Below are 26093 nucleotides of genomic sequence, written 5' to 3' on the forward strand. Positions count from 1 at the left end.
AATTTCTCGTGAATCAGGGCCTTCATGGTGTCGCCGTAGACGTTGATCGCCTCGTAGAAGCGATAGATCACGGGGTCGGTGGGGATGGCCTTGTCCCAGGTCTTGTGCGGGAAGGCCTGCAGCGCCTGCGAGACCTCGGGGCCGAGGCCGAGGAACGTGGCCAGCTGGTCGGCCTGGTCGCCCTCCAGGTGGTTCATGCCGTAGCAGGCGGAGGTCACGTAGACCTCGTGCAGTCCGGTGGCCTCGGCGATCGCGGCCCAGGTGGTTCCGCGGTTTTCCTTGGCCTCGAGGATCGTGGTGGTCATGGCGCTCTTGCTGAGGCTCATCATGTGCTCCTTGAATGCGATGGATGGAGTGGGGGGTCAGACCGCGCGAACCATGCGCGGGCCGGGTTCCGGGTTGGTCTCGGGCCTGGCCGGGTTGACGATGCGCGGGCTGTGGCGCGGGTTGTCGCCGCGGGCGGCGGCTGCCTGGGCCTTGGCCGACATCTCCTTGGCGCCGTTCACGAGGAAGTCGACCAGGTGGTTGCGGATCGGGTAGTAGGCGTCCTGCTGGTGAAGACTGGCGCGCTCCCGGGGCCGCGGGATGTCGATGGTTACCGACTCGGCGACCTGGGCATGTGGCCCGTTGGTCATCAGGAGCACGCGGTCGGCGAGCAGGATCGCCTCGTCCACGTCGTGGGTGATCATGAACACGGTCTGGTGGGTCTCGGACCAGATCTTCAGCAACTCCTCCTGGATGACCCCGCGGGTCAGGGCGTCCAGGGCGCCGAAGGGCTCGTCCATCAGCAACAGCTTGGGTTCGATGGCGAAGGCCCGGGCGATGCCGACGCGCTGGCGCATCCCGCCGGAGAGCTGCGCGGGCTTGCGGTCCATGGCGTGGTCCAGCCCGACCATGTGCAGGTAACGCTCGGCGTGTTCCCGGCGTTTGGCCTTGCTCCAGTCCGGCCACCGGGCGCGCACCGCGAACATCACGTTGTCGCGCGCCGACAACCAGGGCAGCAGGCTGTGGTTCTGGAAGATCACGCCCTGGTCGAGGCTGGGGCCGGTGATCTCCTTGTTGTCCATGATCACGTTGCCGTCGGTGGGGGTGGCCAGGCCGGCGAGCACGTTCAGGATGGTGGACTTGCCGCAGCCGGAGTGACCGATCAGGCAGACGAACTCGCCCTTGTTGATGGTTACGTCCACGCCCTCGAACACGGTCATCAGGTCGCTGGAGTCGGGCTGCGGGAAGCGCTGGCTCAGGTTCTCGATTTCGAGGAATCCCTTGCTCATGGTGGGTCTCCTGGTTGGGCCGCGCCGGCTCAGTCGGCGTAGCGCACGAATTTGGTGGCCTGGGCGAGAGAGGCGTCCAGCAGGAAGCCGATGATCCCGATCATGATGATTGCGAAGATCACGCTGGCGAGATCGAGGTTGTTCCACTCGTTCCAGATGTAGTAGCCGATGCCGGTGCCGCCCACGAGCATCTCGGCGGCGACGATGACCAGCCAGGCAATGCCGATGGAGATGCGCATGCCAGTGAGGATGGTCGGGGCCGCGGCGGGCAGGATCACGGTGAACGCGGTGCGCAGGTTCGACAACTGGTGGGTCTTGGCCACGTTCAGCCAGTCATTGCGCACCGAGGCGACGCCGTAGGCGGTGTTCACCAGCATCGGCCAGATCGAGCAGATGAAGATCACGAAGATGGCCGACATGTTGGAGTCGCGGATCACGAACAGGGCGAGTGGCATCCAGGCCAGCGGCGAGATCGGCTTGAGGATCTGGATGTACGGATCGAACGCCTTGTTCAGCAGCGGCGACATGCCGATCACGAAGCCCAGCGGGATGGCGATCAGCGCGGCCAGGGCAAAGCCCAGCAGGACCCGGTAGATCGAGTAGGCCAGCTGGATGCCGATGCCCTTGTCGTTCGGGCCCGCGTCGTAGAACGGGTTGCTCAATTCGCCGAAGGCGTGGCTGAACACCTGGGTGGGGGCCGGGATGCCGCTGCTGGAACTGCGATCGCTCCCGCCCCCCATCAGCTGTTCGTATTCGCTCGGCTCGCCCTGCTGCGGCGCGAGAACCTCCGGGGCGGTGGCCAACTGCCACACGCCCAGAAAGACCACGAGCATCACCAGCGAGAGGACGGTCGCCCGGAGGTTGAGATTACTCAACATGGCCTAGCTCCTGCGAATGTCGAAGCTGTCGAGATAGCCTTCCGGGTCGGTGTAGTCGAACACCTTGCCCATGATCTCGAAGTTCTTGTAGGTGTCGCTCGGGGCCTCGTAGCCCAGCTCGGTCATGACCTCGGCGCATTCGCTGGCGAGGAAGACGTCTTCCGCCAGTTGGTTGTAGTCGAAGTCGCGATCCACATAGCCCCAGCGCTTCATCTGCGTGAGGATCCAGGTCGCCATCGAGTGCCAGGGGAACGGGTCGAAGTCGATCCGGTGCGGGTCGTTTTTGACCTCGCCCAGGCCGTCGGCGTAGCGCCCGGTCAGCACCTGCTCCACGACCGATTGCGGCTGATTGAGATAGGAGCGAGGGGAGATGGCCTCGGCGATCTCGGCGCGGTTGTCGATGTCGGAGCTGTACTGGGTGGCCTCGAGCAGCGCGCGGAACAAGGCACCAAAGGTGTTCGGATTCTCGTCGGCAAAAGCGGCCGAACAGGCGAAGGCGCAGCACGGGTGGCCGTCCCAGATCTCCTTGGTGAGGAGGTGGATGAAGCCGATTTCATCCCAGACCGCGCGCTGGTTGAAGGGGTCGGGAGCCAGGTAGCCGTCGACGTTCTCGGCACGCAGGTTGGCGACCATCTCCGGCGGCGGCACGACGCGAATGCTGATGTCGCGATCGGGATCCAGCCCGTGTTCCGCGACGTAGTAACGCAGCAGGAAGTTGTGCATGGAGTACTCGAAGGGCACGGCGAAGGTGAAGCCCTTCCAGTCCTTCGGATCGCGCTTGTCCTTGTGCTTGTTGTGCAGGGTGATGGCCTGGCCGTTGATGTTCTCCACCGCCGGCATGATGTAGTGCTCGCGCGAGGAGCCCGAGCCGAGGGTCATCGACAGCGGCATCGGCGAGAGCATATGCGAGGCGTCGTATTCACCGGACAGCGACATATCGCGGGCCACCGCCCAGCCGGCGGTCTTGATCACGTCGACGTCCAGGCCATGGCGCTCGTAGAAGCCCATGGGGTGGGCCATGATGATCGGCGTGGCGCAGGTGATCGGGACGAAGCCGACGCGCAGCTTGGTCTTTTCCAGGGGGCCACCGTCCTTGATCGCAGCCTTTACCTTGTCCAGTGGCAGGATGGAGCCTAGGGCCGCGGCCACCGTGCCGCCCCCGAGCATCTGCAGGAAGCGCCGGCGGTTGATCTCGTTGTGGCCGAACATGCCACGGACGATGGCGCTCTCCACCGCGCGGTCGACCATGGCTTCGTCACTCAGATCCTCGCCGGTGGTACGGGCGTCGGCCTGTGCGGGCTCATGAGTGGCGCGTCGTTCCAGTTTCTCTTCCAGGTCCGGGGACGCGGTGTCGAAGCAGCTGCAGCTGCCCGGACCGGTGTGCCCGTGACGGCAGCTGGAGCCGTGGCGCAGGTCGGCGTTGGCATCAAAGGGATCGTGAAGACTCTTGGTCGGCATGGTCGGCTCTCCTAGTGGTCGGATCGATGCGGGCGTCGTTGCCGCGCACGTCGAGGGTCTTTGCAGGTGCCATGCCAAACGGGGGGAATGGTCCGCCAGGGCGGCGCGCGAGTGCCGGGGACCGGACCATTGGTCGGCATTGTCGACGGAGCAGACAAAAGGTCCACTTGTGCCTGGATGTCGGGCCTAAGTGGTTTCTATACCAAGCTTTTTCAGCCGATATCGCAATTGCCGCGGGGTCAATCCCAGGTCCATCGCGGCGCGGGTCTTGTTGCCGCCGGTCTGCTCGATGGCGTGCTTCAGGCGCTCCGCCTCGGTTGCGCGCACACGCTGGTACGGGCGCACCGCGCTGGTGCGGGGCGCGCCAGAAGGGGGCAGGGTTCGGGGCTCGTTGTGCCGCGATGGTGCCGGGGCGTGCTCGTCCCGGCGGCCGCGCGTCTCGCTCTCGAACGGGCTGATGCGGGATTCTTCGTGCAGGATCTCGTCGATTAGTGGCGTGCCGATACGTCCGTCCGTGGACAGCAGCACTGCGCGCTCCAGCACGTTTTCGAGCTGGCGGATGTTACCCGGCCAGTCGAAGGCTTCCAGGCGTTCCAGCACACCCTCGTCGACGACCACATTCCAGCCGTGCAGGTGGGTGTACCGGTCGAGGAAGTGGCGGGCGAGCAGACGGATGTCGCTGGCGCGGTCGCGCAGGGCCGGCATGTGGAGAGGTATTACGTTCAGGCGGTAGAACAGGTCGAGGCGGAAGTCGCCGGCATTGACCGCGGCCTGCAGGTTCTGGTGGGTCGCGGCGATGACGCGCACGTCCACCGGGAGATCGCGGTTGCCGCCAATGGGCTGGACCACGCGTTCCTGCAGCACGCGCAGGATTTTGGACTGGAGTGCCTCCGGCATGTCGCCGATCTCGTCCAGGAACAGCGTGCCGCCGTCGGCCAGGGCGATCTTGCCGGTCTTGGCGCTGGAGGCGCCGGTAAAGGCCCCCTTTTCGTGGCCGAACAGCTCGGATTCCAGCAGATCGGCCGGGATCGCGGCGCAGTTGATGGAGATGAACGGCTTCGCGTTGCGCTGGCTGATCCGGTGGATCATGCGCGCGATCTTCTCCTTACCGGTGCCGGAAGCCCCGGTCACGAGCACCGTGGCCTGGGTGTCCGCGATGCGGTGGACCTGCTTGAGGACGTGGCGCAAGGACGGGCTCTCGCCGAGGATTCCGTACTGCCCGCCCTGGGTGTCCAGGGCGCTCTTGAGGTAGCGGTTCTCCGAGACCAGCTGGGCGGTGCGCTCGGCGATCAGCTGGTGGATGCGCAGTACCTGCCCGATCATGCTGGCGACCACCCGCAGCAGGTTCAGGTCGTCCTGGAATTGGCGCGAGCGGCGGCGCAGGCGGTGGACGCCCAGCACGCCAATGGCATGTTCGTCCTGGACGATGGGGACGGCGATATAGGCGACAGTTTCCTGCGGCAGGGTGGAGCGGTCGATCGCGCGCGCGAGGTATTCGGGCTCGTTGTCGATATCCTGGATCAGGGCGATCTGGCCGGTTTGCATCACGCGCCCGGTGACGCCTTCACCAAGGCTGTAACTGCCGCGGTCGCGCTCGGCATCGGTCAGGCCGTAGGCGTGGCGGATGCGCAGATGGCCGCTGTTCGGATCGGGCAACAGGACCCGGCCGCGATTGAGTCCCAGTAGCTGGGACATCATCCCGAGGATGCGGTAGATCGCGGCATCCGGGTCGCCGGAGCGGCCCATGAGCTTGGCGACTTCCAGCAACAGGGTGATCTCCTGCTCCCGTGTGGCCAGGTCCGGTGGGGTCGAATCGGAGATGCGTTGCAGTGCCATGCCGTGGGTCATGCAGAAAGCCTGCCAGCGCGGAAACGGCGTTTGGGCGGAGATTTCGGTGTGCCTGGCGTGGCCGTGATGATGTGGTTGCCTCGCGACGGGGCGCGGCCTTGCACCGTTGCGTTGCGCTTGCCCGCTTTGCGGGCGCACAAGAAGGCCCGGCCAGGAGTGGCCGGGCCAGGGTTTTGCCTGGAGGGATCAACCCTCCGCGTGATAGCTGCTGCGCTTGATCAGGCGCACGCAGATGGCATCGAGCATGTAGCCGATGATACCGATGACCAGCACGAAGGCCGCCAGTTTGTCGTACTCCAGCGTGTCGCGGGCATCGTTGATGGCATAGCCCAGCCCCGAGGTCACGCCCAGGTACTCGGCCGGCACCAGCACGATCCAGGCGACGCCCACCGCCAGGCGGATGCCGGCAAACACATCCTGGGCGATCGCGGGCATCACGATGTAGCGCAGGGAGTGGTACGGATTGGCACCGAGGTTGTTGCCCACCTTGAGCCACATCGGGTCGATGCGTTGCACCCCGTGCGCGGTCGCGTAGGTGATCGGCCAGACGGCGGCGATTCCGATGAGGAAGATGATGGCCGCGTCCCAGGTGGCGAAGGCCAGCACCGCGATCGGCATCCAGGCCAGCGGCGAGATCATCCGCAGGAACTGGAACGGCACGTGGGTGAGCTGCTTCAGCGTCAGGAAGTAGCCGATCATCACGCCCAGCGGCACGCCGATGGCAATGGCGTAGGCCAGGCCCCAGCCCACGCGGTACAGGCTGGACTCGATGGGTTTCCAGACGTTGCCGGAGATGGCCAGGTCCCAGAATGCGGCCAGCGTCGGACCCGGAGCGAAGCTCGCGAAGGCCATCGTGTCCTCGTTGTTGGCGATGGCCCAGCCGCCCCAGTACCACAGGGCGAACAAGCCGGCGATGCCCAGCACCGGGTATTGCAGCGCCCGGCGCGTGCGGTCCGCCAGCTGCAGTAGCGGCATCAGCCGGTCCACGGTCGCGGTGTCGACGGAGAGAGTGGCGTGACGGTTCATAGGACGACCACCTCCTCGCGGGCATAGGGCGACTCCATGTCCACGCCCGGGGCGCCCTGCCAGGCGGTGTGCGTCTCCATCGCCTTGCGCACGAAGTCGTAGTTCACCAGGTCATCGCTCACGAAATCCGGGTCCAGGCCTTCGAGGAAGGTGGTGTCCCCGCCGACCAGCGTGTCGTTCATCGCGCCGACCAGCATCTTGGTGGCAGACGGGTAAGGCCAGGGCGAGAAGTCGATGCGGCCGTTCTCCCATTCGGGGTGACGGATCGCGCCGCTGTCGGCGTAGGTGCTGTCGTCGTGGTAGTTCGTCATCGCGCGTTCCACCACGTTGGCGGGCATTGGGAGATATCCCTTGCCATCGCGCGAGAGCATGGTGGCGACGCTCTTCTTGTCCTCCTGGATCGTGCCCTGGGCGCGGACCACGGCGTTCATCACCTTCTGGGTCCATTCCGGCTCGCGGTCGGTCAGGCGCTCGTTCATGCACACCACGCAGCAGGGGTGGTTCTTCCAGATGTCGCCGGTGAAGCGCAGCACGTTGCCGCGCGCCAGCAGTTCGCCGGCGGCATTGAACGGTTCGGCCACGATGTAGGCATCGATGGAACGAGCGGCCAGTGCCGGGGGCATGTCCGGCGGCGGCATGATCATCAGGTTGACCTCGTGCGCCTCCAGGGCATCGCCCTGGTCGCGGATCACCGGGGTCAGGCCGGCGTCGCGCAGGGCCATCTGCATGACGACGTTGTGCATGGAGTACCAGTAGGGCACGGCCACGCTCTTGCCGCCGAGATCGGAGAAACTCTGTACGTCCACATGACGGCCGGTGACCACGGCCGAACCGTTGGTGTGCGCCCAGGACATGATCTTCACCGGGAAGTCGTTTTCGTAGCGCATCCACAGCGGAATCGGCTTGAGCAGGTGCACCAGGTTGAAACGGTTGGACGCGAAGGACTCGATCAGCGGCGACCAGCCGCGAATCAGGGTCGGGTCGGCGACCTCCAGCCCTTCGTCCTCGAAGTAGCCCTCGGAGTGGGCCACCAGCAGGGCGGCCGCGTCGGTGATCGGAATGTAGCCAATTCGTACGACGCCGTCGAAGTCGCTGACGACGCCTTCGGGCTCTTCGAGGTTTTCGGGTTCGGCCCCGAAGAGTGAACCGGGCAGGGCAAGCCCGCTCCCGGCCAGGCCGCCGACGGCGGCGGTTCGCAGAAAGTTGCGGCGGGAGAAGCTGCGATCCAGCAGCCGGTCCAGTTCGCTGTCGATATCGTGGTGGTTGTCGCAGTTGCACATGGTGGCGGTTCCTCGTTCGGGTTCAGGACAGTAGGGCGGTGGATCAGGCGGCGCGGACGCGTGCCCGGGATTGGGTAGAGGCCGATTCGGCGGGCGCGTGTTCGATCTCGGGTGCCGTGGCTTCGGGTTCGTCCTTCGTGGCGACGGGGTTGCGGGTGGCGCCGAAGTAGCCCATCAGTTCGGCCTTGAGGTCGACGAAGGCCTGACTGTTGCGATCGCGCGGGTGTTCGATGTCGACAGGGAGTTCGGCGGTGATGGTCCCCGGGTTGGAACCCATGACCAGCACGCGGTCGGCCATGGCGACGGCCTCCTCGATGTCGTGGGTGACGAACACCACGGAAATCCCGCGCTCCCGGGCCAGCCGGGTGACCTCGTCCTGCAGGGCGACACGGGTAAAGGCGTCCAGGGCCGAGAACGGCTCGTCGAGCAGCAGCAACTCGGGGTCGGTGGCCAGGCTGCGGGCCAGGGCGACGCGCTGCTGCTGGCCGCCGGAGAGGGACTGCACGTTGACCTCGGCCTTGTCGGTCAGGCCGACGGTTTCCAGGAGCTGGTCGATGCGTTCGCGCATGTCGCGCTTGCGGCCCTGGAAGATCAGGCCCAGCGAGGCGTTCTTGCGCACCGTCATCCAGGGGTAGAGGGAGGGCTTCTGGAACATCATGTTCCAGCGCGGACTCGGTTTGATCACCTGATGGCTGTTGATGCGCACGCAGCCGTCACTGGGGATCAGCAACCCCGCGAGCATGTGCAGCAGGGTGGATTTGCCACAGCCACTCTGGCCGATCAGGGCGACGGTCTCGCCCGGAGCCACGGTGACCTGGATGTCCTGGAGCGTGGGGGCTTCCTGTCCGGGATAGTGATGGGTGATGTAGTCGATGGAGATGGCGGCGCCCATGGCGATTCCCTCTTGACCTTCGTTCATGAGCCGCCGGTTGGATCGGATCGGCGGCGCGTTCACGGGAGTTCCTTACAAGGGGCGTGCCAAATCGGGAGTGTGGGCCGCAGATTCCCGCTTGCGTAGCGCGAAAATGGCGCGATGAAGCCGTATGCAGCGGCCAGGAATGAACGGGACTGCGGAGGCCGCGACCCGAGCGGACGGCTGTCGGACCGGACAAACCGGACAAAGGGGACGATTGCGACGGACAAAGGGGACACATTGTCTGCAGGCGCTGGGGCGATCTCTGAACGGATTTCCTCGAAATGGCTTCCTGGTGCGGTTTGTGCAGTTCTGGCACGGCTTCTGCAACGGGGTGGACGACCCGGTCGAAGGCCGGAGATCGACGAACCCAACCATCAATCAGGAGCACCACCATGTCCGCAGCCGAAGCCACCACCTCCCTGTCCATGAATGCGCTGGAGCCGATCGATCAGGACGGTCTGAACAGCCTGGCCACCAAGGGCAAGGCGAACCCCGAGAGCATCGTGACCCTGAAGGCCACGACGGTCTGCGAGGGCAAGTTCCGTAACCTGACCTTCGTGCGCGATCTGGAGGCCCACGTGATCGACGAGCCGCCGCATCTGCTGGGCGACGACACCGCGCCGAACCCGTCCGAAGCCGCGCTGGCCAGCCTGGGTGCCTGCCTGTCGGTTGGCATGCATGCCAACGCGATCGATCGCGGTATCACGCTGACCAAGCTGGAGCTGACCCTGGAGGGCGACATCAACGTGACCGCCGTATGGGGCGTCGGGGATACCGACGTGAACAAGCATTTGGGCTTCTCCGATATCCGCGTGAAGGCACATCTCGAAGGGGATGCCAGCGAGGAGCAGTTGAAGGAGCTGGTCGCTCATGCCGACTTCTGGTCACCGGTCGCCAACACGATGCGCAATCCGGTCAAGCTCAGCGTCGAGCTGGCCTGAGTCCGTTTGTATTGCCAACGGGAGTAAACCCCAATGCTTGAAACCCGCACTCCAGACGTGACGGGGGTGTCGCCGGCCCGGGGGCCGGCGGATGCCGATGCCGCGTTGCAGGCGCTGGTGGAGCGCGATCTGGCTCCATTGACCGCCCGCATCGACCGCGAAGGCCTGTACCCCGAAGATTTCCTGCGCGAGGCCGGTCGCCTCGGCGCCTTCAATCGCCACCTGGCCAGCCAGAACGCCAGTGGAACCACGGATATCGCCGGTGCGATCCGCGCGACCGAGGTGATCTCGGCCGAGTGCATGACCACCGGCTTTGTCGCCTGGTGCCAGAACGCCTGTGCCTGGTACGTGGAGAACAGTGCCTCGGACACCCTGAAGCGCGAGGCCCTCCCGAAGCTGGCGAACGCCGAGGCGCTGGGTGCGACCGCGCTGTCCAATCCGATGAAGTGGTTCGCCAATATCGAGGACCTGAAGCTCTCGGCCGAACGCGTGGACGGGGGCTATGTGGTCTCGGGCGCGCTGCCCTGGGTATCCAATCTGGGCGAGGATCACTACTTCGGTGCCATCTTTCGCACCACCGGCGCAAACCCGCGGCCGGTGATGGCGCTGATCAACTGTTCCGCTCCGGGGTTCAGCCTGACGGCCTGTCCCGAGTTCACCGCGCTGGAGGGTTCGCGCACCTTCGGCTGCCACTTCGATCGCGTGTTCGTGCCCGATGAACACGTGCTGGCCGACTCGCTGCCCGAGTACATTCGCCGCATCCGCCCCGGCTTCGTGCTGTTGCAGATGGGCATGGGGCTGGGGCTGATCGATGGCTGCATCCAGAGTATGCGCGAGGCCAACGAGACACTGGCCCACGTGAACGGCTACCTGGATGACCAGGTGGGTGAACTGGAAGAGGCGCTGGAGGATGGCCGGGCGGCTTGTTATGCGCTTTCGGCGACGCCCTTCGACGAGTCGGAAGGGTTCTTTGCCGATGTACTGCAGATGCGTCTGACCGGTTCCGAGCTGTCGCTGCGTGCCTCGCAGTCGGCATTGCTGCATGCCGGGGCCCGCGGGTATCTGGCCAACGCCGCCGCCCAGCGCAAGCTGCGCGAGTCGTATTTCGTCGCCATCGTCACCCCCGCGATCAAGCACCTGCGCAAGGAGCTGGCGCGGATCCACGCGCACTAGTCCACCATCCACGGTCGGGGCCCCCGGGTCGCGCGCCGAACGAAGGAATCGCCATGCTGGAAACCATTACCCGACTGGATCCCGAGAGCGCCGTTGCGACCCTGAAGGAGGCGATTGACGCCCAGGGGCTGAAGCTGGTGTCGCACATCAATGGCCAGGCCAATGCCGCGAAGATCGGGGTCGAGGTCCCGACCGACCAGATCCTGGAGGTCTTTCACCCGAGCTACGCGGTGCGTGTCTGGGAGGCCTGCAAGCCGGCCGGCATCGACATCCCGCTGCGCATCCACGTCTCCGGCGATGGGGAGGTGCTGCGGATCAGCACACGGGCCGCACGGGACGTGTTCGCGCCCTGGGCCAACCCCGTCCTGGACGCGATCGGATCCGAACTGGACCCGAAACTGAAGGCCATTCTCGACGCCGTGGAGGCCGCGTGATGAGCACCGAAACCGAGGACTTCAAGCGCTATATCTGCAAGGTCTGCGGATATATCTACGACGAGGCCAAGGGCGATCCGGATTCCGGCCTGGCGCCGGGGACCCGTTTCGAGGATATTCCCGACGACTGGTACTGTCCCGACTGCAATGTGACCAAGGCGGACTTCACCGCCCTGGAGCCGCGCGCCGAAACCGCGGACGCCGGTGCCGCCGCGATGGCCTGGAGCGCCGGGGCGGGGGTGGCCGATCCGGACGCGGTGGTGATCGTCGGCGGCGGCATGGCGGGCTGGGCCCTGGCCGAGGCCCTGCGCGAGCGGGATCCACGGCGCACGATCCGCCTGCTGACCGCCGATTCCGGTGATTACTACACCAAGCCGCGAATCTCCAATGCCTTCGCCCGTGGCGTCGCGGTCGCGGACCTGGTCGAGGAGAGTGGGCCGGCGCGTGCGGCCCGGCTCGGGATTGACCTGATTCCGTTTGTCCGCGTGCTGGATGTCCAGCGGGCGCAGCAAAGAATCATCACCGCCCGCGGCGGCATCCCGTATGGACAGCTGGTGCTGGCCACCGGGGCGCGTCCGAGGCAAATAGCGTTCCCGGGTGGGGCCGGAGCGCCTCTGTCTGTGAACACGCTGGAGGACTACCGCGCCCTGCGCGCGGCCCTCGAGGCGCGGGAAGAATCACCGGCCCGCACCCGTGTGGCGATTATCGGCGCAGGTCTGGTGGGCTGCGAACTGGCCGACGATCTGGCAGCCGGTGGCCATCCGGTGGCCCTGGTCGAATGCGCGGAGCGGCCGCTCTCGAATCTGCTGCCCGAGCCGCTGAGCGACGATCTGGAGAAAGCGCTCGCCGACCACGGGGTCCAGTGGCATACCGGGGCCACGGTCGAGCGCATCGAACCGGTCGCCGAGGGAACGGCGCGTCTCGCGCTCGCCAACGGCGAGGCGTTGGAGGCCGAAGTGGTCGTCAGCGCGCTGGGGCTCGCGCCCAACTGCGATCTGGCCGAGCGCATCGGTCTGGTCTGTCATCAGGGGATCGAGGTGGACGCACTGCTGCGCACGACCGACCCGGCGATCTTTGCCCTGGGCGATGGCTGCGAGTTCGAGGGACAGCTGCGGCCCTACGTGGAGACGCTGCGCGGGCAGGCGGCGGCACTGGCGCAAACCCTGGCGGGCGAGGCGACGGTATACCGGCCGGATGCCGGGGTCGTGCAGGTCAAGACGGGCAGCTTGCCGTTGAACGTCTGTCCGCCGCAAACGGGCGGCGGCGAGTGGACCGAGATCGCGGTCGACGCCGAAGGGCGTCACCTGGAGTATCACGCGAACGGGCGGCTCGCGGGTTTTGCTCTGTCCGGTCGCCATGCACGGCGGGCGCGCGAACTGGAGACGCGCCTGGGCGAGCCGGCGGCGGAAACCCGGACCCGGCTGGCGTCCTGAGTCCAGTGGCCCGGGAGGCGCGCCGGGCTAGCCTTTTCCAATGCGGATCGCGCAGAGCAGGTCCGCTGATACGGGTTAGATCACCCCGTCCAGGCGCAAGTAGCCAATCAGGAACAACACGGCCAGTACGCCGGCCAGCACGTAGAGCCAGTTGGACAGCGTGGGGTTGTTGGGGCGGCTGAAGAAGGCGGCCCACAGCGCGAGCAGGATCAGGACCACAAAGAAAAAGAGGAAGCGCATGGATCAGGCTCCTTCCGGGACCGCGTAGGGCAGTTCCACCACCTCGGCTTTCGCACCGTCCGGTGCCCCCCAGCGCAGTTCGCCCCCGGCGGCGTTGACCTGCACCACCGCCAGGGCGGAGTAGAGGCCGTCCGGGTGCAGCTCGGCCGCTACGATCTCGCCGTCGGACTGCTCGGGATTGCCGTCGGCGCGAAAGACCGGCGAGCCGGGCTGCGGAGGTGTCTGGGCATGGATGGCCAGACGGAACATGCGTCGCTTGAGCTTGCCCAGATAGTGCATGCGGGCGACGACCTCCTGACCCGGGTAGCAGCCCTTCTCGAAGCTGATCGCGCCCAGGGCGTGCAGGTTGAGCATCTGCGGGACAAACATCTCGGTGGTTTCCTCCACCACGGTGGGGACACCGGCCAGGATGTCCAGCAGGGCCCAGTCCCGCGGACCTACCGGCGCCGCGTGAACGTTGAGGCCGTCCCAGGCCTTGCGCATGGCGTCGAACTCGCCAAACAGTTCGAAACGCGGGTGCAGCCCGGGTACCCGGACCACGGTCACGCCGGCCTTCTCGACCACCTCTTCGGGGGCGGTGGGGCAGGTGCCCAAGGCGTTGTGCAACGCCTTTTCGGCATCCGGTCCCGAGAAACCGAAATGGATGCGCGAGTCGCCGGCCTGCTCGATGATCACGTTTGCCCGCAGCACGAACATCTGCAGGCGCTTCGATACCGGGTCGATTCGGTCGGCGGGCATCTCCAGGAGGTAGCCATCGCGGGTCCGCAGCACGCGGAACACGGCGTAGGCGCGGCCCTTCGGGCTCGAGTAGCTGGAGAGCTGGCTGTGCTGCGCATCCACGGCGTGAATGTCGTTGCCGAACTGGCCCTGCAGGAAGTCGGTGGCATCGTCTCCACGGACCTCCAGCAGGCCCCGGTGGGAGAGATCGCAGATCACCTCGCCGTTGACGGCCATGCGGCGTTCACGCTCCGGGTTGCCGTAGTGCAGGAGGTCGTCCTCCTCGAACTCGGCGCCGGCATCGATCAAGTGGTTTTTCCAGTCTTCGCGCATCGGAAATCTCCCGTGGAAGCGCTCGCTGTCGTCCGCCGCCGGGTCCGGTTCGGCATCGATATCCGGGGCGCACGGCCAGGGTTTGAGGTGGTAAGCTGAACCAAGCGGGTCGATAGTAGACGAACCGTTTGCAGGGTGTCAGCCCTGGTTTCCTTTCTTCCCGTTCTAGGGGAACACTGATTGATGTACACACTCGCGTTGGTACCCCAGGTTTTCCGAGACAAGGCGCGGTGCGCAGCCGGTAGTGGTGCTACCGGCAAGTGCCGCAACGCAGGATCGGGGAACCTGGGGTGCCAACACCACAATTCAATAAACGAAGGGGCTCGGCCGCTTCCGCCGCATGCGCACGGCGTTGCGGCGCCCTTGTGCAGAATGGCTGCACGGCAGTCACCGCGCCTTGTTCGCACGCGAAAGCGACTCGAGCGCGAGCGTGTACATCAATCAGTGTTCTCCTCGGGGGTGGCATGACTCGGCAGGGACGTCCCGTCTTTCTGGATTTGCGCAAGATCCGACTGCCGCTGAATGCCGTGGTCTCCATTCTGCACCGGATCACCGGTGTCGTCCTGATTCTGTCGATTCCCGTGCTGCTTTGGCTGCTCGACCGGTCGCTGGCCAGCCCCGAGGGCTTCGCCGAGGTCGTGGCGATCATTCATCATCCGCTTGGCCTGGCGGCGCTGGCACTGGGACTGTGGGGGCTGCTGCACCACCTGTTTGCCGGGATTCGCTACCTGCTGATGGAGTTCGGCATCGGCGAGGATCGCGAGGGCTCGCTGCGCACGGCGCGGGACGCCCTGTACGCGGGTATCCTCGGCACGGTGCTTGTGTGGCTGGGGCTGGTGCTGTGAGGCTCCTGAGCGGACAGCGCGCCTGGCTGCTGCAGCGCATCACGGCGGTGTATGTGGGTGTGTACGTGATCCTGGCCCTCGGATACTTCGTACTGGCCGCGCCGGCGCATCATTCCGCATGGTTGGGTGTGGTCGCGCACCCCGTGATCGGGTTGCTGACGGCGGTGTTCGTGCTGCTGTTGCTGCTGCATGCGTGGATCGGACTGCGTGACGTGGTGATGGACTACGTGCATGCCCCGGGAACGCGACTCCTGGTGTTCGTGCTGGCGGCCGGCGGGTTGCTCCTGACAGGTCTGTGGGCATTGTTCATTCTGATTCGGGCGGGACTTGCATGAAGGGACTGGCATGAACGTGGCACGACGCAAGTTCGACGCCCTGATCATCGGGGCGGGCGGGGCCGGGCTGCGCGCGGCGCTGCAACTGTCCAATGGCGATGCCCAGGTCGCGGTGGTCTCCAAGGTGTTCCCCACCCGCTCGCACACGGTGGCGGCGCAGGGCGGCGTGAACGCCGCGCTGGCCAACGTGTTGCCGGATTCCTGGCATTGGCACATGTTCGACACGGTGAAGGGTTCGGACTATCTGGGCGACCAGGACGCAATCGAGTACATGTGTCGCGCCGCGCCCAAGGTGGTCTACGAACTGGATCACTTCGGCGTGCCGTTCTCGCGCCTGGACAACGGCACCATCTACCAGCGTGCCTTTGGCGGCCAGAGCCAGAACTTCGGCCAGGACCAGGCGGCGCGGACCTGTGCCGCGGCGGACCGCACCGGGCACGCGATCCTGCACTCGCTGTACCAACAGAACCTGCGCGCACGGACGCACTTCTTTGACGAGTACTTCGCGGTGGACCTCCTGCGCGACGCGCAGGGCTATGTGCTGGGGGTGCTGGCGTTCGAGATCCTGACCGGCGAGCCCATCGTGATCGAGGCCAAGACGACCCTGATCGCGACCGGCGGAGCGGGGCAGCTGTTCCGCACCACGACCAACGCCCTGATCAACACCGGCGACGGCATGGCGATGGCCCTCCGCGCAGGGATACCGCTGGAGGACATGGAGTTCGTGCAGTTCCACCCGACCGGCATCGCCGGGCGCGGGATGCTGATTACCGAGGGCGCCCGCGGCGAGGGCGGGTTCCTGATCAACTCCGAGGGCGAGCGTTTCATGGAGCGCTACGCCCCGCGGGCGAAGGACCTGGCCTCACGCGACGTAGTGAGCCGCTCCATTGCCACCGAGGTGCGTGAGGGACGCGGCTGCGGGCGCAACGCGGATCACGTATTGCTGGACCTGCGCCATCTGGGGGCCGATACGATCATGCAGCGCCTGCCAGGGATTCGCGAGACGAGCATGACCTTTCTCGGAGTCGACCCGATCGAGGCGCCGATCCCGATCTTCCCGACCTGTCACTACAGCATGGGCGGTATCCCGACCAATCGCTTCGGGCAGGTCGTGGCGCCGGAGAAGGATACGCCGGAGGACCCGGTCCCCGGGCTGTACGCGGCCGGCGAGACGGCCTGTGTCTCGGTGCATGGCGCGAATCGCCTGGGCGGCAATTCGCTGCTGGACATCCTGGTGTTCGGCCGCGCGGCGGCCAACCACATCCTCGAGTACCTGGCCGAGAATCGTTACCACCGGCCGCTGGACGAGTCGGCCGTGGAACAGGCGATGGCGCGGCTCACGCGCTGGGATCGCCAGGACCCGGGCGATGGCTCCGCCGAGCAGGTCGAGCCGCTCAAGCGCGATCTGCGCAAGGTGATGGAAGACCACTGCTCGGTATTTCGAACCGACGAGGTGATGCGCGAGGGGATAGACAAGGTTCGCATGCTGCGTGAGCGCCTGAACCACGCGGTGATCGCGGATCACTCCAGCACATTCAATACCGCGCGGGTGGAGGCGATGGAGCTGGAGAACCTGATGGACTGCGCGATCGCGACCATCCGCTCCGCGCTGGGGCGCGAGGAAAGCCGCGGGGCGCACTCGCGGATCGATTTCCCCGGGCGCGACGACCAGCACTGGCTCAAGCACAGCCTGTATTCGCTGGCGGATGACAGCCTGGACTACAAGCCGGTGCGCACGCAGCCGAGTACCGTGGCCTCCTTTCCGCCGAAGGAACGCGTCTATTGATCACCCAACTCGATCGTAGGATGCGGGTGAACGCGGCGAATCACATCGGGGAGCATGGCAGCCCGCGCGTTCAACCTTCGGCAACGCGCCCGCTGGGAGACGAACCATGAGCAACCCTGCCGAACCGGTACCCGAGGCATGGCTGCGCGAGCGGCTCGAGGCACTGCTGGCCGAGCTGGATGCCGCGCTCGCGGAGGGCGCCGACGGCGGCGCGACCGTGGAGCTGGACCAGCAGCGCACCGGGCGGCTCTCGCGGATGGACGCGCTTCAGGGCCAGGCCATGGCCAGGGCAAGCCAGCAGCGGCGCGAGGCCCAGCGTGTGCGTGCCCGCCGGGCGCTGAAGCGTCTGGAGGAGGGCGAGGGCGGACTGTGCATCGACTGCCTGGAGCCGATTGCGCGCTCGCGGCTGGAGGTTGACCCGTCCGCCGAACGCTGTATTGCCTGCGCGGAGGCACGGGAACAGGGGTGATCGGGGTGAACCGATGCGCTTGAAAAGGTGGCGGCGCGACCACTGACAGGAGAGACGGATGGAATTCTCGATCTACCGCTTCAACCCGGACACGGACACGCTGCCGAAGATGCAGCGCTTCAAGCTGCCCGACGACCAGGTCGAGCCCGGGATGATGCTGCTGGATGCCTTGCTTCTGCTGAAGGAGCAGGATGACTCCCTGGGTTTCCGACGTTCCTGTCAGCACGGGGTCTGTGGCTCCGATGGAATGAACATCAACGGCACCAATGGCCTGGCGTGCATCACGCCGCTGGTGGATCTGGACTCGCCCGTGACCTTGCGCCCGTTCCCGGGCATGCCGGTGATCCGCGACCTGATCGTGGACATGGGCAACTTCTGGGAGCAATACCGCAAGGCCGAGCCCTGGCTGGTCAACGACAGCCCGGAGCCCGAGGTGGAGCGCAAGCAAAGCCCCGAATACCGCGAACAACTGGATGGCCTGTACGAGTGCATCCTGTGCGGCTGCTGCTCCGCTGCCTGTCCGTCCTACTGGTGGAACCCGGACAAGTTCCTGGGGCCGGCGGCGCTTTTGCAGGCCGCGCGCTTCATTCACGACAGCCGGGACGAGGCCACCGAGCACCGGCTGGAACAGCTGGATGATGCCTGGAAGCTTTACCGCTGCCACACCATCATGAACTGCACCCAAGTGTGTCCGAAGGGCCTGAACCCGAGCCGCGCGATCAGCGACATCCGCCGCACCATGCTGAAGAAGTCGCTGTGAGTACCCTGAGCCGCAACGGTTATCCAACCCCCGCAGGGGCCTGCTCGCGGACGAACGCACCAGCCAAGGTCGGACGCGGGCAGAGGCTTCGCCTGCAAGCAGACCCCTACGGGGGCGCGGGTGAGGCGTTTCGGTGATGGATCCGGATAACCGGACACGCTGGCGCTGCCGCCGCGGCATGCTGGAGAACGACTGGTTGCTCGGCCACTTTCTCGCGCAGGGATATGCGCAACTGGACCAGGAGGGTCGCGATGCCTTCGAGCGCCTGCTCGATTACCCCGACAACGTGCTGCTGGACGTGGTCATGGGTCGCCAGACCACGGTCGACGAGGGGATAGCCCGCCTTGTCCCGGCGATCCGCGCCGCCACTCAGGCTGCGGCTCCGGCCTGACCCGGTCCTCCCCCGGCTCGTGCTCGCGGGCCAGGTCCTCCTGCTCTGGGCTGTGGCCGGCTATGTGCTGGTGTACAGCCCGTTGTGGGCGCTGGCCCCGGTCTTCGGACTGGTCGTGGCCGGCTGGTGGTGGCAATGGCGCTCGCAACCGCCAGCCTGGGACTGGCTGGGGCAGACGCCCGAGGGTGCGACCTGGCTGGCCACGGCCGAGGGGCTGCGCCAGGAACGGGTGGACTGGGTGGAGGTGCTGCCCGACACACGGGTGTTGCGTCGGGTCGTCATCCTTGTCGTTCGGGTGCCCGCAACGGGTCGCGTGTCGCGCCTGTGGTTGCACGCGGGGCGCATGCATCCGGAGGACCTGCGCCGGCTGCGCGTGCGGGTGCGCTGGTCGCCCGCGCGCGAGGTGGTGGATCCCGGCTGGCGGGTGCGGCTTCGCGCGGGGGTGAAGCGGGGCGTTGCTATACTGGCGAAAAGCCGAGTACCCGGAGGCCCGAACATGGCTGGACCCGACAATGCGCAGGTGATGGTGGACGTGTCGCATCTGCTGAGTGACGAGCCCGATCACGTCTACAGCGAAGAGGAGCTCGACGCGATCGAGGAGCTTGATCCGGAGCTCGCGCTGCGCCTGGACCGGGCCCAGACCCATGCGCAACGCGAGGCGGCCGACGTGCCGGCCGATGGCCCGATCGACGAGGACGCGGTGCGCGCCGCCATCGAAGAGGCACGGCGCATCCTGATGCAGGACGGCGGCGACATCGAGTTCGTGGAGCTGGACGGGCGCACCGTGCGGGTGCGGCTCAAGGGGGCCTGTGTGGGCTGTCCGCGCTCCACGCTGGATCTCAAGAACGTGGTCGAGCGCCTGGTCCGGTCGCGTGCCCCGGGCGTGGCCAGCGTCGCCAACACCTTCTGAAGCCCCTTTTCGGCAGTCAAGCGGGGCCGGCACTGAGCCGACGCAGTAGCTGCCGGATGCGCCCCGGCCCGAATCCGTGTACGCGTTTGAAGGCCTTGCGAAAGGCCGCCTCCGAGGTATAGCCCACGGTGTCCATCACGCCCGCCACCGACTCCCGGCCGTCGCGCAGCAGGCGTTCCGCCAGGACCATCCGCCACTGGGTCAGGTAGTCGATCGGGGTCTGGCCGACCAGGGCGTGGAAACGTTCGGCAAAGCTGCTGCGTGACATGGCCGCCTCGCTGGCCAGCCCCTCCAGGGTCCAGGCCGCTTCCGGGTGGGCGTGCAGGGCATCCAGTGCCCGGCGGATGCGGTCGTCGGCCAGGGCGGCGATCAGCGAACCCCCCGAGTGTTCGCGTTGCGAGCAGATGTGGTGGCGCACGGCCATCACGAAAAGGGTGTCGGCCAGGCGGTCCAGCACCGGCCGGTAGCCCGACGAGCGCTCCGCGAGTTCGATGTTCATCAGGTCCGCCAGGTGTGACAGCCGGCCGCCGGATTCGCGGCGGCGGATGATGATGTGGTCGGGGAGCGCGGCCAGGATGGGGTTGCGCCGGCCGGAATTGAATTCGAAGTGGCCGCACAGGAGCTGGGTGACCGGGATATCGGGTGGATCCGCGCCTTCCACCAGCGTCAGGTGGTTGTCGCGGTCCGGTACGGTGTTGCGGCTGGACATCAGGTGCCAGTCGTCATGCGGCAGGAGGAGAAGATCACCGGCCTCCATCCAGACGGGGGCCAGGTCCTCCATGTGCAGATAACATCCGCCTTCCCCCACCAGGTGGAAGCTGGCATTCCCCGAGCCCGCCGTGCTGAGCTGCCACTCCCCGCACAGACGCGGGTTGGTGTCGATCCGGGCGCGGAGGTTGTAGGCGGCCAGAACCGTCGACAGCACGTCTTCGCGGGGGCTGATGTCCATCGGGCCATCCTTTCGTCGGTGACTGGTTGTTGCTTACCTTAAACCTTCTAGGGAAACACTGATCCATGTACACGTTCGCGCTCGAGTCGATTTTGTGTGCGAACAAGGCGCGGTGACTGCCGTGCAGTCACTCTGCACAAGGGAGCCGCAACGCCGTGCGCGCGCAAAATCGGCCGAGCCCCACCTTTCAATGGCTTGTGGGGTTGATGCCCCAGGTTCCCCGATCTTGCGTTGCACCCCTTGCCAGTAGAACCACTACCGGCTGCGGGCCGCGCCTTGTCTCGGAAAACCTGGGGTACCAACGCGAACGTGTACGTGGATCAGTGTTTCCCTAGCGCTCGTTTGACGGGCTTCATGTGCATCTGGGTATGGTCTTCGTACGATCAGACATAAATGCCGGCGGCCCACCCCGCGTACCACAGCCTCCAACGGTCTAGGCTTCTTACCAGTAGAAGACGGAACGGAGATCAGGAGGATGGGCATGATCGGGGCATTGGCAGTACGGGTGCAGGGATGGCTGGACTGGACGCGTGGCGCGGACTTCCTGGCGCCCCTGCTGTTGCGACTCTACCTTGCCCCGGTGTTCTGGTTGGCGGGGACCAACAAGCTGAACGGGATCCTGCCGAAAGAGAATGTGGTGATGTGGTACGGCAACGCGGACTGGGGGCTGGGCATGCCCTTCCCCTATCTGATGGTGATGCTGTCAGCGTATGCCGAGGTCCTGGGAGCGATCGCGTTGCTGCTCGGTCTGGCGGCGCGCTGGTTCTCGATCCCGCTGATGATCACGATGGTGGTGGCGGCCCTGACCGTGCATCTGGAACACGGATGGCAGCGGATCTCGGATCCGATGATGTGCCTGTTCAACTGCTCGGGGATCGAGGAGGCGCAGATGCGGCTGGATCGCGCCAAATCCATTTTGCAGGAGCATGGCAACTACGACTGGCTGACCGAGACCGGAAACTTTGCAATCGTGAACAACGGTATCGAGATGGCCGTGACCTTTTTTGTGATGCTGCTGGTGCTCTTCTTCTGGGGAGCGGGGCGCTATGTCAGTATCGACTATTACATCCGTCGGAGGATGATGAGCAGGGGATGATACCAAGAGCTGCGCGAGCAGCCATAACTGAACGGACCGAAGTGTCCATAATCGCAATACGAGGAGTAACATCATGAAAAACGATCTGTTTTCCACCAAGACCCTGGCCGGTGCCGTCGGCACTGCGGCGATCGGCATGGCCATGTCCACCAGCCCGGTGTTCGCATCGGCCGACCTGAACCACGGCTATCAGCAGGGTGACCAGTCGCCGCTAATGCTGGCCGAGGGCTCCTGTGGCGAAGGCACGGGTAGTGACGCGAGTGATACCAAGGACAGCGAAGGCAGCTGTGGCGAAGGCAGTGACGGTGGCTCGGACGGCGACGACGACAAGGATGATGACAAGGATTCCGAAGGCGCCTGTGGCGAGGGGACCTGTGGCGGCTAGGGTCGCCCATCCCGCCAACCCGGCCCGCGTGAGCGGCGCCGGGCTCGGTTTGCGGCGGGCCCTGCTGGGCCCGCTGGCCGAGGCCCCGGAGGCGACGGAACGCCTGGGGTTCTTCGAGGCGGCGCCGGAGAACTGGATGCACCTGGGTGGACGCCTGGGGCGTATCTTTCGCGAATACACCGAGGCTCAGCCCTTTGTATGCCATGGGCTGTCTCTCGACATCGGCGGGCCGCGCCCGCTGGACAAGACCTTCCTGCAGGACCTGCGTGCCTTCCTGGATACCCACGGGATCGAGGATTACAGCGAGCATCTCTCCGCCTGTGGCGATGGCCAGGGGCATCTGTACGACCTGATGCCGATCCCGTTTACCGAGGAGGCAGTGCGCTACGTTGCCGATCGCGTGCGCCAGGTGCAGGACATCCTCGGGCGTCGGATAGCGCTGGAAAATGTCTCCTATTACGCCCCGATCGGGGCGGAACTCGACGAGATCACGTTCGTGCGGACGGTGCTGGAGGAGGCCGACTGCGATCTCCTGCTCGACGTGAACAACATCGTTGTCAACAGCATCAATCACGGCTACGAACCGACCGCGTTCCTGGATGCGATGCCGCTGGAGCGAGTTCGCTACCTGCACATCGCCGGACACGAGGAGGAGGCCCCGGATCTGCGGGTGGACACCCATGGCCAGCCGATCTGCCCGGATGTCTGGACGCTTCTGGATGAAACCTATGCGCGCATCGGGCCGGTGCCGACCCTGCTCGAGCGCGACTTCAACTTTCCACCGCTGGAGGAACTGCTGGCGGAGACCGACCGGATCCGGGATCTGCAGCTGCGGGCACGGGCCGGGCAGGAAGAGCAGTTTCTGCATGCCTGACGCGGATTTCCAGCAGGTGCAGGAGGCCTTTGCACGTCACCTGCGTGACCCGGCGCGCTATCCGGCCCCGGAGGGGATCGAGGGCCGTCGCCTGGCGATCTACCGCCGGCTGTTCTTCAACAATGTGGCGAACCTTCTGGCGAAGGGTTTCCCGGTCCTGCGGACGCTGCTGGAGGTGGCCGCCTGGGAACAGTTGGTGCGCGATTTCTATCGCGATCATGGCAGCGAGACGCCGTACTTTCCGCAACTGGCCGCGGAATTCGTGCGCTACCTCGCGGAAGAACGCTCGGCACAGCCGGGCGATCTGCCTTTCCTCGCCGAGCTGGCCCACTACGAGCGGGTGGAGACGGAACTGGTCTATGCGGATGCCACGCCGCCTCCGGATGTCGAGCCGGATGGCGACCTGATGGTGCAGGCGCCGGTGTTTTCCGAGGCCGCGCGGCTGCTGGCCTACGAGTACCCGGTGCATCGGATCGGGGCCGATTTCCAGCCCGATCAACCGGGAGAGGTGCCCACCTACTTGCTGGCCTACCGCACCGGGGAGGAGCGGGTGCGGTTTGCCGAGCTGAACCCGCTCGGCGCCCGGCTGCTGTGGCGGGTGATCGAGACACCGGCGACGGGTGACGAACAGATCCGCCGGGTGGCCGACGATTTCGGGCTGGAACTCTCGGACGAACTGGTGGCCAGTGGGCGCCAGTTGCTGGAGCACTACCGCGGACTGGGCGCCATCGTGGGGACCCGGACTGACCGCGCATCCGCCTGATGCGGAGGGGCTGGACGCGCACGTCGCAGACCCGGACGCCGGGGCATGGGAAATTTCCACGGCAGCCGCTAGTTACTGAAGCAGGCAGTAGCGGTTTCAGTGGAGCGGTAGCCGATGCGAGGCATGCTGAATCGATGGTTCGAGACGATTCGTTCCGGGGCGAGACGTCGAATGCCCCGGAACGATGTCCGTCGGGTGCCCCGACGCCACCGGATTCGGGCGCAGTTGCGCCGTCACAGCGTCGCCATTATCTCGTTGCTGATTGCACTCTCGTCCCTGGGCTACAACACCTGGCGCAACGAGACGTCGGAATTGCACCGCAACTGGCGTCAGGCGTCCTTCGAGCTGACGCGCGAGATCAACGATCTCCAGCAGGTGGTGCTGTACCGACGGTATTTTCACCCGGTGGAAACCACCCCGACGGATGAAGTCGGGGATGCTGAGACCTGGATACGGGGCTGGGGCCGGGTGGCCAGCGTGCGGGATCTGACCTCGGTATTGCCGGACCCGTTGCCGGCGCACGGCGCCCATCTCCACTCCACCTGGTCTCAGCATGCGCAGCATCTGAATGCCGGGGACGAATCCGCCCGCGAGGCCGAGGAGGCCCTGCTGGCCGCCCTCGACAACACACGCGACTCGGTGCTGCAGTTAATCCGGAACCTGCGGTGAGGCCGGGCCGGTGTCCCGGGACTCAGTAACCCAGCTCGAGGGCAGGTTCGTCGAGAGCGGCGGCCTGCTCGCGCAGGGTGAGGATGTGATCTTCCCAAAAGCGCGACGTGTAGAAGATCGGGAAGCCGTCGACAAAGGCCGGGTCGTCGGCGCGCCGGGCCAGCCAGGCGGCGTGGCGCAAGATGCGCAGGGTGCGCAGCGGGGCGATCAAGCCGAGCTGGCGGCGATCCAGCGGTATGAAGGTCTCGTAGCCCTCCAGCAGGGCCTGCATCTGCCACGCCATCTCGGGCGGGTCCCCGGACAGGAACATCCACAGGTCCTGCATGGCGGGGCCCGTACAGGCATCGTCCAGGTCGACAAAGTGCGGCCCGTCGTCGGTCCACAGGATGTTGCCGGGGTGGGTGTCGCCGTGCAGGCGCAGTTGCGGGACCGGCCCGATCGTGTCGAGGTCACGCTGGATCCGCTCCAGCAGGTCGGCGCTGAGATCGCGGTACACGGATTCCAGCTCCAGGGGGAGAAAGCCGGACGCGAGCACGGCCTCGCGTGCCTCCTCCCCGCGCGGGACGGGATCGAGTACCGGGCGCTGGTGAAAGCGGTGGGCTCGTCCGACCTCGTGGATGCGCGCGATGAAGCGGCCGATACGGACGAGGGTGTCGCGCTGTTCCAGATCCGGTGCGCGGCCGCCGCAGCGCGGGTAGACGGCGAACATGAACCCAGCGTGGTCGTGCAGGGTTTCGCCTTCAGGATCGGCCAGAGGGGCGACCACCGGGACCTCGCGGCTTGCAAGTTCCTGGCTAAAGGCGTGTTCCTCGTGGATGGCAGCGGGGGTCCAGCGTTGTGGGCGGTAGAACTTGGCGATGACCGGTGTGGTGTCCTCGATGCCGACCTGATAGACGCGGTTCTCATAGCTGTTGAGGGCCAGCAGGCGCCCGTCGCAGCGCAGACCGGTCGTTTCCACTGCGTCGAGGATGGCACCGGGTTTCAGTTCGTCGTACGGATGTGCATGCATGCTTGCAGTGTACGGGTTTGCCGCGCATGGTTCCGGCCCGAGTCCCGTGGGGGGAGATGTGATTGAACCGCTATTACTGGGGGCTGTTGCTGGCGCTGGCAGGTCTCATTGGCACCTGGCTGCTGGCGGGAGTGGGGCCGGGGCTGGACGTGGAACGCTTGATGGCCACCCGCGAGCAGCTGGAGGAGTGGCGGCAGGCACGGCCATTGATCACCGCCGCGCTGTTCTTTCTGCTGTACGCGGTGGTGGCTGCGTTTTCCGTGCCGGGGATCGTGGTGATGACCCTGGCGGGCGGCGCCCTGTTCGGCGTGGTCTGGGGGACCTTGCTGTCTTCTCTGGCCTCCACGCTGGGTGCAACGCTGACCTTCCTGGTGGCCCGGGCGCTGGCGCGTGACGCCGTTCAGCGACGCTACGGGCGGCAGCTGGGGCGGATCGAGCAGGGGTTCGGTCGCGAGGGCGTGTTCTATCTCTTCGCGCTCCGGATGATTCCGGTGTTCCCGTTCCTGCTGGTGAATGCCGGGATAGGGCTGTTGCCGATCCGGACCTGGACCTATTTCTGGGTATCGCTCCTGGGGATGCTGCCGGCCACGGCCGTGTTCGCGAATGCGGGCACGCAGCTGGGACAGTTGCAGGGGATCGACGGGATTCTCTCGCCGGTGCTGATCCTGTCCCTTGTCGCTACGGGCTTGTTTCCCCTTGTGGCCCGCTGGGGAGTGAGCGCCATGCGTTATCGGTTCGCGCGGGGTCGGCGGCCGGTATCGCGTTGAGCGGGCTTCAATATCTGCGAATGCGTATATAATAGACAGGGTACCCGTTGGCCCGAGGCTCGGGAACGAGTGCCGCCGGTTACAGTCTGAAGCGCAAATCGATCAACTCGTCATTGCGCCGTGTTGGCTGGCGG

29 protein-coding genes are annotated in these 26093 nt (G+C 66.0%); 17 read left to right on the forward strand and 12 right to left on the reverse strand.

The features are described from left to right. The 8 genes from ACESLR_RS04180 to ACESLR_RS04215 form a co-directional block, all read right to left on the reverse strand. Window positions 1–326: cyanate hydratase (locus ACESLR_RS04180; RefSeq protein WP_373066706.1), on the reverse strand; the 326-nt coding region annotated here is incomplete at its 3' end. Between the two features lie 36 nt (window positions 327–362). Then, window positions 363–1274, reverse strand: a complete 912-nt coding sequence (locus ACESLR_RS04185; RefSeq protein WP_373025343.1) for an ABC transporter ATP-binding protein — start codon at window positions 1272–1274, stop codon at window positions 363–365. 29 nt (window positions 1275–1303) lie between these two features. Further along, window positions 1304–2152, reverse strand: a complete 849-nt coding sequence (gene ntrB, locus ACESLR_RS04190) for a nitrate ABC transporter permease (protein WP_373025344.1) — start codon at window positions 2150–2152, stop codon at window positions 1304–1306. A 3-nt stretch (window positions 2153–2155) separates the two neighbouring features. After that, window positions 2156–3610, reverse strand: a complete 1455-nt coding sequence (locus ACESLR_RS04195; RefSeq protein WP_373054228.1) for an ABC transporter substrate-binding protein — start codon at window positions 3608–3610, stop codon at window positions 2156–2158. 186 nt (window positions 3611–3796) lie between these two features. Beyond that, window positions 3797–5446, reverse strand: coding sequence for a sigma-54 interaction domain-containing protein (locus ACESLR_RS04200; RefSeq protein ID WP_373025346.1), 1650 nt, complete (start codon window positions 5444–5446; stop codon window positions 3797–3799). Window positions 5447–5644: 198 nt separating this feature from the next. Next, complete coding sequence (locus ACESLR_RS04205; protein WP_373025347.1) at window positions 5645–6484, reverse strand: ABC transporter permease; 840 nt, start codon at window positions 6482–6484, stop codon at window positions 5645–5647. Then, window positions 6481–7764 (reverse strand): ABC transporter substrate-binding protein, encoded by a 1284-nt coding sequence (locus tag ACESLR_RS04210; RefSeq protein WP_373025348.1) that lies wholly within the window; start codon window positions 7762–7764, stop codon window positions 6481–6483. Before ACESLR_RS04210 ends, ACESLR_RS04205 begins: the two co-directional genes overlap by 4 nt. Window positions 7765–7807: 43 nt before the next feature. Then, on the reverse strand, window positions 7808–8656 hold the full coding sequence (locus ACESLR_RS04215; protein WP_373025362.1) for an ABC transporter ATP-binding protein: 849 nt from the start codon (window positions 8654–8656) through the stop codon (window positions 7808–7810). A 416-nt stretch (window positions 8657–9072) separates the two neighbouring features. On the opposite strand from ACESLR_RS04215, the gene ACESLR_RS04220 reads away from it, so the two are divergent. Genes ACESLR_RS04220 through ACESLR_RS04235 form a run of 4 tightly spaced genes read left to right on the forward strand, consistent with a single transcriptional unit; the run spans window position 9073 to window position 12661 of the window. Next, window positions 9073–9621, forward strand: coding sequence for an OsmC family protein (locus tag ACESLR_RS04220; RefSeq protein ID WP_373025349.1), 549 nt, complete (start codon window positions 9073–9075; stop codon window positions 9619–9621). Between the two features lie 33 nt (window positions 9622–9654). Next, complete coding sequence (locus ACESLR_RS04225; protein WP_373025350.1) at window positions 9655–10794, forward strand: acyl-CoA dehydrogenase family protein; 1140 nt, start codon at window positions 9655–9657, stop codon at window positions 10792–10794. Window positions 10795–10847: 53 nt separating this feature from the next. After that, window positions 10848–11228 carry a DUF302 domain-containing protein gene (locus ACESLR_RS04230; RefSeq protein WP_373025351.1) on the forward strand — a complete coding sequence of 127 codons (381 nt, stop codon included), beginning with the start codon at window positions 10848–10850 and terminating at the stop codon, window positions 11226–11228. Further along, window positions 11228–12661, forward strand: a complete 1434-nt coding sequence (locus tag ACESLR_RS04235; RefSeq protein ID WP_373054230.1) for an FAD-dependent oxidoreductase — start codon at window positions 11228–11230, stop codon at window positions 12659–12661. Before ACESLR_RS04230 ends, ACESLR_RS04235 begins: the two co-directional genes overlap by 1 nt. A 75-nt stretch (window positions 12662–12736) precedes the next feature. Here the strand turns inward: ACESLR_RS04235 and ACESLR_RS04240 are convergent, their stop codons facing one another. Both ACESLR_RS04240 and ACESLR_RS04245 read right to left on the reverse strand, forming a co-directional pair. Next, entirely contained in the window at window positions 12737–12901 is a 165-nt protein-coding gene (locus ACESLR_RS04240; protein WP_373025353.1) for a hypothetical protein, read from the reverse strand. A gap of 3 nt (window positions 12902–12904) precedes the next feature. Further along, window positions 12905–13951: a YgfZ/GcvT domain-containing protein gene (locus tag ACESLR_RS04245; RefSeq protein ID WP_373025354.1), complete on the reverse strand. Its 1047-nt coding sequence runs from the start codon at window positions 13949–13951 to the stop codon at window positions 12905–12907. A 464-nt stretch (window positions 13952–14415) separates the two neighbouring features. Here ACESLR_RS04245 and sdhC point away from each other — a divergent pair, with 464 nt between their 5' ends. The 7 genes from sdhC (at window position 14416) to ACESLR_RS04280 (ending at window position 19447) form a co-directional block, all read left to right on the forward strand. Beyond that, window positions 14416–14796: a succinate dehydrogenase, cytochrome b556 subunit gene (gene sdhC / locus ACESLR_RS04250; protein WP_373025355.1), complete on the forward strand. Its 381-nt coding sequence runs from the start codon at window positions 14416–14418 to the stop codon at window positions 14794–14796. Continuing rightward, window positions 14793–15131: a succinate dehydrogenase, hydrophobic membrane anchor protein gene (sdhD, locus tag ACESLR_RS04255; protein ID WP_373025356.1), complete on the forward strand. Its 339-nt coding sequence runs from the start codon at window positions 14793–14795 to the stop codon at window positions 15129–15131. Before sdhC ends, sdhD begins: the two co-directional genes overlap by 4 nt. A 10-nt stretch (window positions 15132–15141) precedes the next feature. Continuing rightward, entirely contained in the window at window positions 15142–16917 is a 1776-nt protein-coding gene (gene sdhA / locus ACESLR_RS04260; RefSeq protein ID WP_373025357.1) for a succinate dehydrogenase flavoprotein subunit, read from the forward strand. A gap of 106 nt (window positions 16918–17023) precedes the next feature. Next, window positions 17024–17386 carry a TraR/DksA family transcriptional regulator gene (locus ACESLR_RS04265; RefSeq protein WP_373025358.1) on the forward strand — a complete coding sequence of 121 codons (363 nt, stop codon included), beginning with the start codon at window positions 17024–17026 and terminating at the stop codon, window positions 17384–17386. Window positions 17387–17444: 58 nt separating this feature from the next. After that, on the forward strand, window positions 17445–18146 hold the full coding sequence (locus ACESLR_RS04270) for a succinate dehydrogenase iron-sulfur subunit (RefSeq protein ID WP_373025359.1): 702 nt from the start codon (window positions 17445–17447) through the stop codon (window positions 18144–18146). Window positions 18147–18282: 136 nt separating this feature from the next. Further along, window positions 18283–18537 carry a succinate dehydrogenase assembly factor 2 gene (locus tag ACESLR_RS04275; RefSeq protein WP_373025360.1) on the forward strand — a complete coding sequence of 85 codons (255 nt, stop codon included), beginning with the start codon at window positions 18283–18285 and terminating at the stop codon, window positions 18535–18537. 52 nt (window positions 18538–18589) lie between these two features. After that, window positions 18590–19447 carry a NifU family protein gene (locus ACESLR_RS04280; protein WP_373054234.1) on the forward strand — a complete coding sequence of 286 codons (858 nt, stop codon included), beginning with the start codon at window positions 18590–18592 and terminating at the stop codon, window positions 19445–19447. Window positions 19448–19463: 16 nt separating this feature from the next. Here the strand turns inward: ACESLR_RS04280 and ACESLR_RS04285 are convergent, their stop codons facing one another. Then, a complete protein-coding gene (locus ACESLR_RS04285) occupies window positions 19464–20396 on the reverse strand; it encodes an AraC family transcriptional regulator (protein ID WP_373025361.1) in 933 nt (310 codons plus the stop codon). 475 nt (window positions 20397–20871) lie between these two features. Between ACESLR_RS04285 and ACESLR_RS04290 the strand changes: the two genes are divergently transcribed. The 5 genes from ACESLR_RS04290 to ACESLR_RS04310 all read left to right on the forward strand — a co-directional run bounded on the left by ACESLR_RS04290 (window position 20872) and on the right by ACESLR_RS04310 (window position 24183). Beyond that, a complete protein-coding gene (locus tag ACESLR_RS04290) occupies window positions 20872–21492 on the forward strand; it encodes a DoxX family protein (protein WP_373025217.1) in 621 nt (206 codons plus the stop codon). A gap of 73 nt (window positions 21493–21565) precedes the next feature. Next, a complete protein-coding gene (locus ACESLR_RS04295; protein ID WP_373025218.1) occupies window positions 21566–21877 on the forward strand; it encodes a hypothetical protein in 312 nt (103 codons plus the stop codon). Next, on the forward strand, window positions 21867–22751 hold the full coding sequence (locus tag ACESLR_RS04300; RefSeq protein ID WP_373025219.1) for a DUF692 domain-containing protein: 885 nt from the start codon (window positions 21867–21869) through the stop codon (window positions 22749–22751). Before ACESLR_RS04295 ends, ACESLR_RS04300 begins: the two co-directional genes overlap by 11 nt. After that, the gene (locus ACESLR_RS04305) at window positions 22744–23514 is read left to right on the forward strand and encodes a DUF2063 domain-containing protein (protein ID WP_373025220.1); all 771 of its coding nucleotides are present in this window, start codon (window positions 22744–22746) and stop codon (window positions 23512–23514) included. The genes ACESLR_RS04300 and ACESLR_RS04305 overlap by 8 nt, the downstream gene beginning before the upstream one ends. Window positions 23515–23760: 246 nt before the next feature. After that, complete coding sequence (locus ACESLR_RS04310; protein WP_373025245.1) at window positions 23761–24183, forward strand: hypothetical protein; 423 nt, start codon at window positions 23761–23763, stop codon at window positions 24181–24183. Window positions 24184–24205: 22 nt separating this feature from the next. On the opposite strand, the gene ACESLR_RS04315 is transcribed toward ACESLR_RS04310, so the two are convergent. Then, the gene (locus ACESLR_RS04315) at window positions 24206–25192 is read right to left on the reverse strand and encodes a serine/threonine protein kinase (protein ID WP_373025221.1); all 987 of its coding nucleotides are present in this window, start codon (window positions 25190–25192) and stop codon (window positions 24206–24208) included. Window positions 25193–25254: 62 nt separating this feature from the next. On the opposite strand from ACESLR_RS04315, the gene ACESLR_RS04320 reads away from it, so the two are divergent. Next, window positions 25255–25959, forward strand: a complete 705-nt coding sequence (locus tag ACESLR_RS04320) for a TVP38/TMEM64 family protein (RefSeq protein ID WP_373025222.1) — start codon at window positions 25255–25257, stop codon at window positions 25957–25959. The last annotated feature ends 134 nt before the right edge of the window (window positions 25960–26093 follow it).

Source organism: Thioalkalivibrio sp., from assembly GCF_041685615.1.
Lineage (GTDB): Bacteria > Pseudomonadota > Gammaproteobacteria > Ectothiorhodospirales > Ectothiorhodospiraceae > Thioalkalivibrio.

What these genes read in the sequence shown, in the direction of transcription:
- ACESLR_RS04185 (WP_373025343.1), bottom strand. Translation starts at nt 1,274, where the DNA reads ATGAGCAAGGGATTCCTCGAAATCGAGAACCTGAGCCAGCGCTTCCCG.
- ntrB (WP_373025344.1), bottom strand. Translation starts at nt 2,152, where the DNA reads ATGTTGAGTAATCTCAACCTCCGGGCGACCGTCCTCTCGCTGGTGATG.
- ACESLR_RS04195 (WP_373054228.1), bottom strand. Translation starts at nt 3,610, where the DNA reads ATGCCGACCAAGAGTCTTCACGATCCCTTTGATGCCAACGCCGACCTG.
- ACESLR_RS04200 (WP_373025346.1), bottom strand. Translation starts at nt 5,446, where the DNA reads ATGGCACTGCAACGCATCTCCGATTCGACCCCACCGGACCTGGCCACA.
- ACESLR_RS04205 (WP_373025347.1), bottom strand. Translation starts at nt 6,484, where the DNA reads ATGAACCGTCACGCCACTCTCTCCGTCGACACCGCGACCGTGGACCGG.
- ACESLR_RS04210 (WP_373025348.1), bottom strand. Translation starts at nt 7,764, where the DNA reads ATGTGCAACTGCGACAACCACCACGATATCGACAGCGAACTGGACCGG.
- ACESLR_RS04215 (WP_373025362.1), bottom strand. Translation starts at nt 8,656, where the DNA reads ATGGGCGCCGCCATCTCCATCGACTACATCACCCATCACTATCCCGGA.
- ACESLR_RS04220 (WP_373025349.1), top strand. Translation starts at nt 9,073, where the DNA reads ATGTCCGCAGCCGAAGCCACCACCTCCCTGTCCATGAATGCGCTGGAG.
- ACESLR_RS04225 (WP_373025350.1), top strand. Translation starts at nt 9,655, where the DNA reads ATGCTTGAAACCCGCACTCCAGACGTGACGGGGGTGTCGCCGGCCCGG.
- ACESLR_RS04230 (WP_373025351.1), top strand. Translation starts at nt 10,848, where the DNA reads ATGCTGGAAACCATTACCCGACTGGATCCCGAGAGCGCCGTTGCGACC.
- ACESLR_RS04235 (WP_373054230.1), top strand. Translation starts at nt 11,228, where the DNA reads ATGAGCACCGAAACCGAGGACTTCAAGCGCTATATCTGCAAGGTCTGC.
- ACESLR_RS04240 (WP_373025353.1), bottom strand. Translation starts at nt 12,901, where the DNA reads ATGCGCTTCCTCTTTTTCTTTGTGGTCCTGATCCTGCTCGCGCTGTGG.
- ACESLR_RS04245 (WP_373025354.1), bottom strand. Translation starts at nt 13,951, where the DNA reads ATGCGCGAAGACTGGAAAAACCACTTGATCGATGCCGGCGCCGAGTTC.
- sdhC (WP_373025355.1), top strand. Translation starts at nt 14,416, where the DNA reads ATGACTCGGCAGGGACGTCCCGTCTTTCTGGATTTGCGCAAGATCCGA.
- sdhA (WP_373025357.1), top strand. Translation starts at nt 15,142, where the DNA reads ATGAACGTGGCACGACGCAAGTTCGACGCCCTGATCATCGGGGCGGGC.
- ACESLR_RS04265 (WP_373025358.1), top strand. Translation starts at nt 17,024, where the DNA reads ATGAGCAACCCTGCCGAACCGGTACCCGAGGCATGGCTGCGCGAGCGG.
- ACESLR_RS04270 (WP_373025359.1), top strand. Translation starts at nt 17,445, where the DNA reads ATGGAATTCTCGATCTACCGCTTCAACCCGGACACGGACACGCTGCCG.
- ACESLR_RS04275 (WP_373025360.1), top strand. Translation starts at nt 18,283, where the DNA reads ATGGATCCGGATAACCGGACACGCTGGCGCTGCCGCCGCGGCATGCTG.
- ACESLR_RS04285 (WP_373025361.1), bottom strand. Translation starts at nt 20,396, where the DNA reads ATGGACATCAGCCCCCGCGAAGACGTGCTGTCGACGGTTCTGGCCGCC.
- ACESLR_RS04290 (WP_373025217.1), top strand. Translation starts at nt 20,872, where the DNA reads ATGGGCATGATCGGGGCATTGGCAGTACGGGTGCAGGGATGGCTGGAC.
- ACESLR_RS04295 (WP_373025218.1), top strand. Translation starts at nt 21,566, where the DNA reads ATGAAAAACGATCTGTTTTCCACCAAGACCCTGGCCGGTGCCGTCGGC.
- ACESLR_RS04305 (WP_373025220.1), top strand. Translation starts at nt 22,744, where the DNA reads ATGCCTGACGCGGATTTCCAGCAGGTGCAGGAGGCCTTTGCACGTCAC.
- ACESLR_RS04315 (WP_373025221.1), bottom strand. Translation starts at nt 25,192, where the DNA reads ATGCATGCACATCCGTACGACGAACTGAAACCCGGTGCCATCCTCGAC.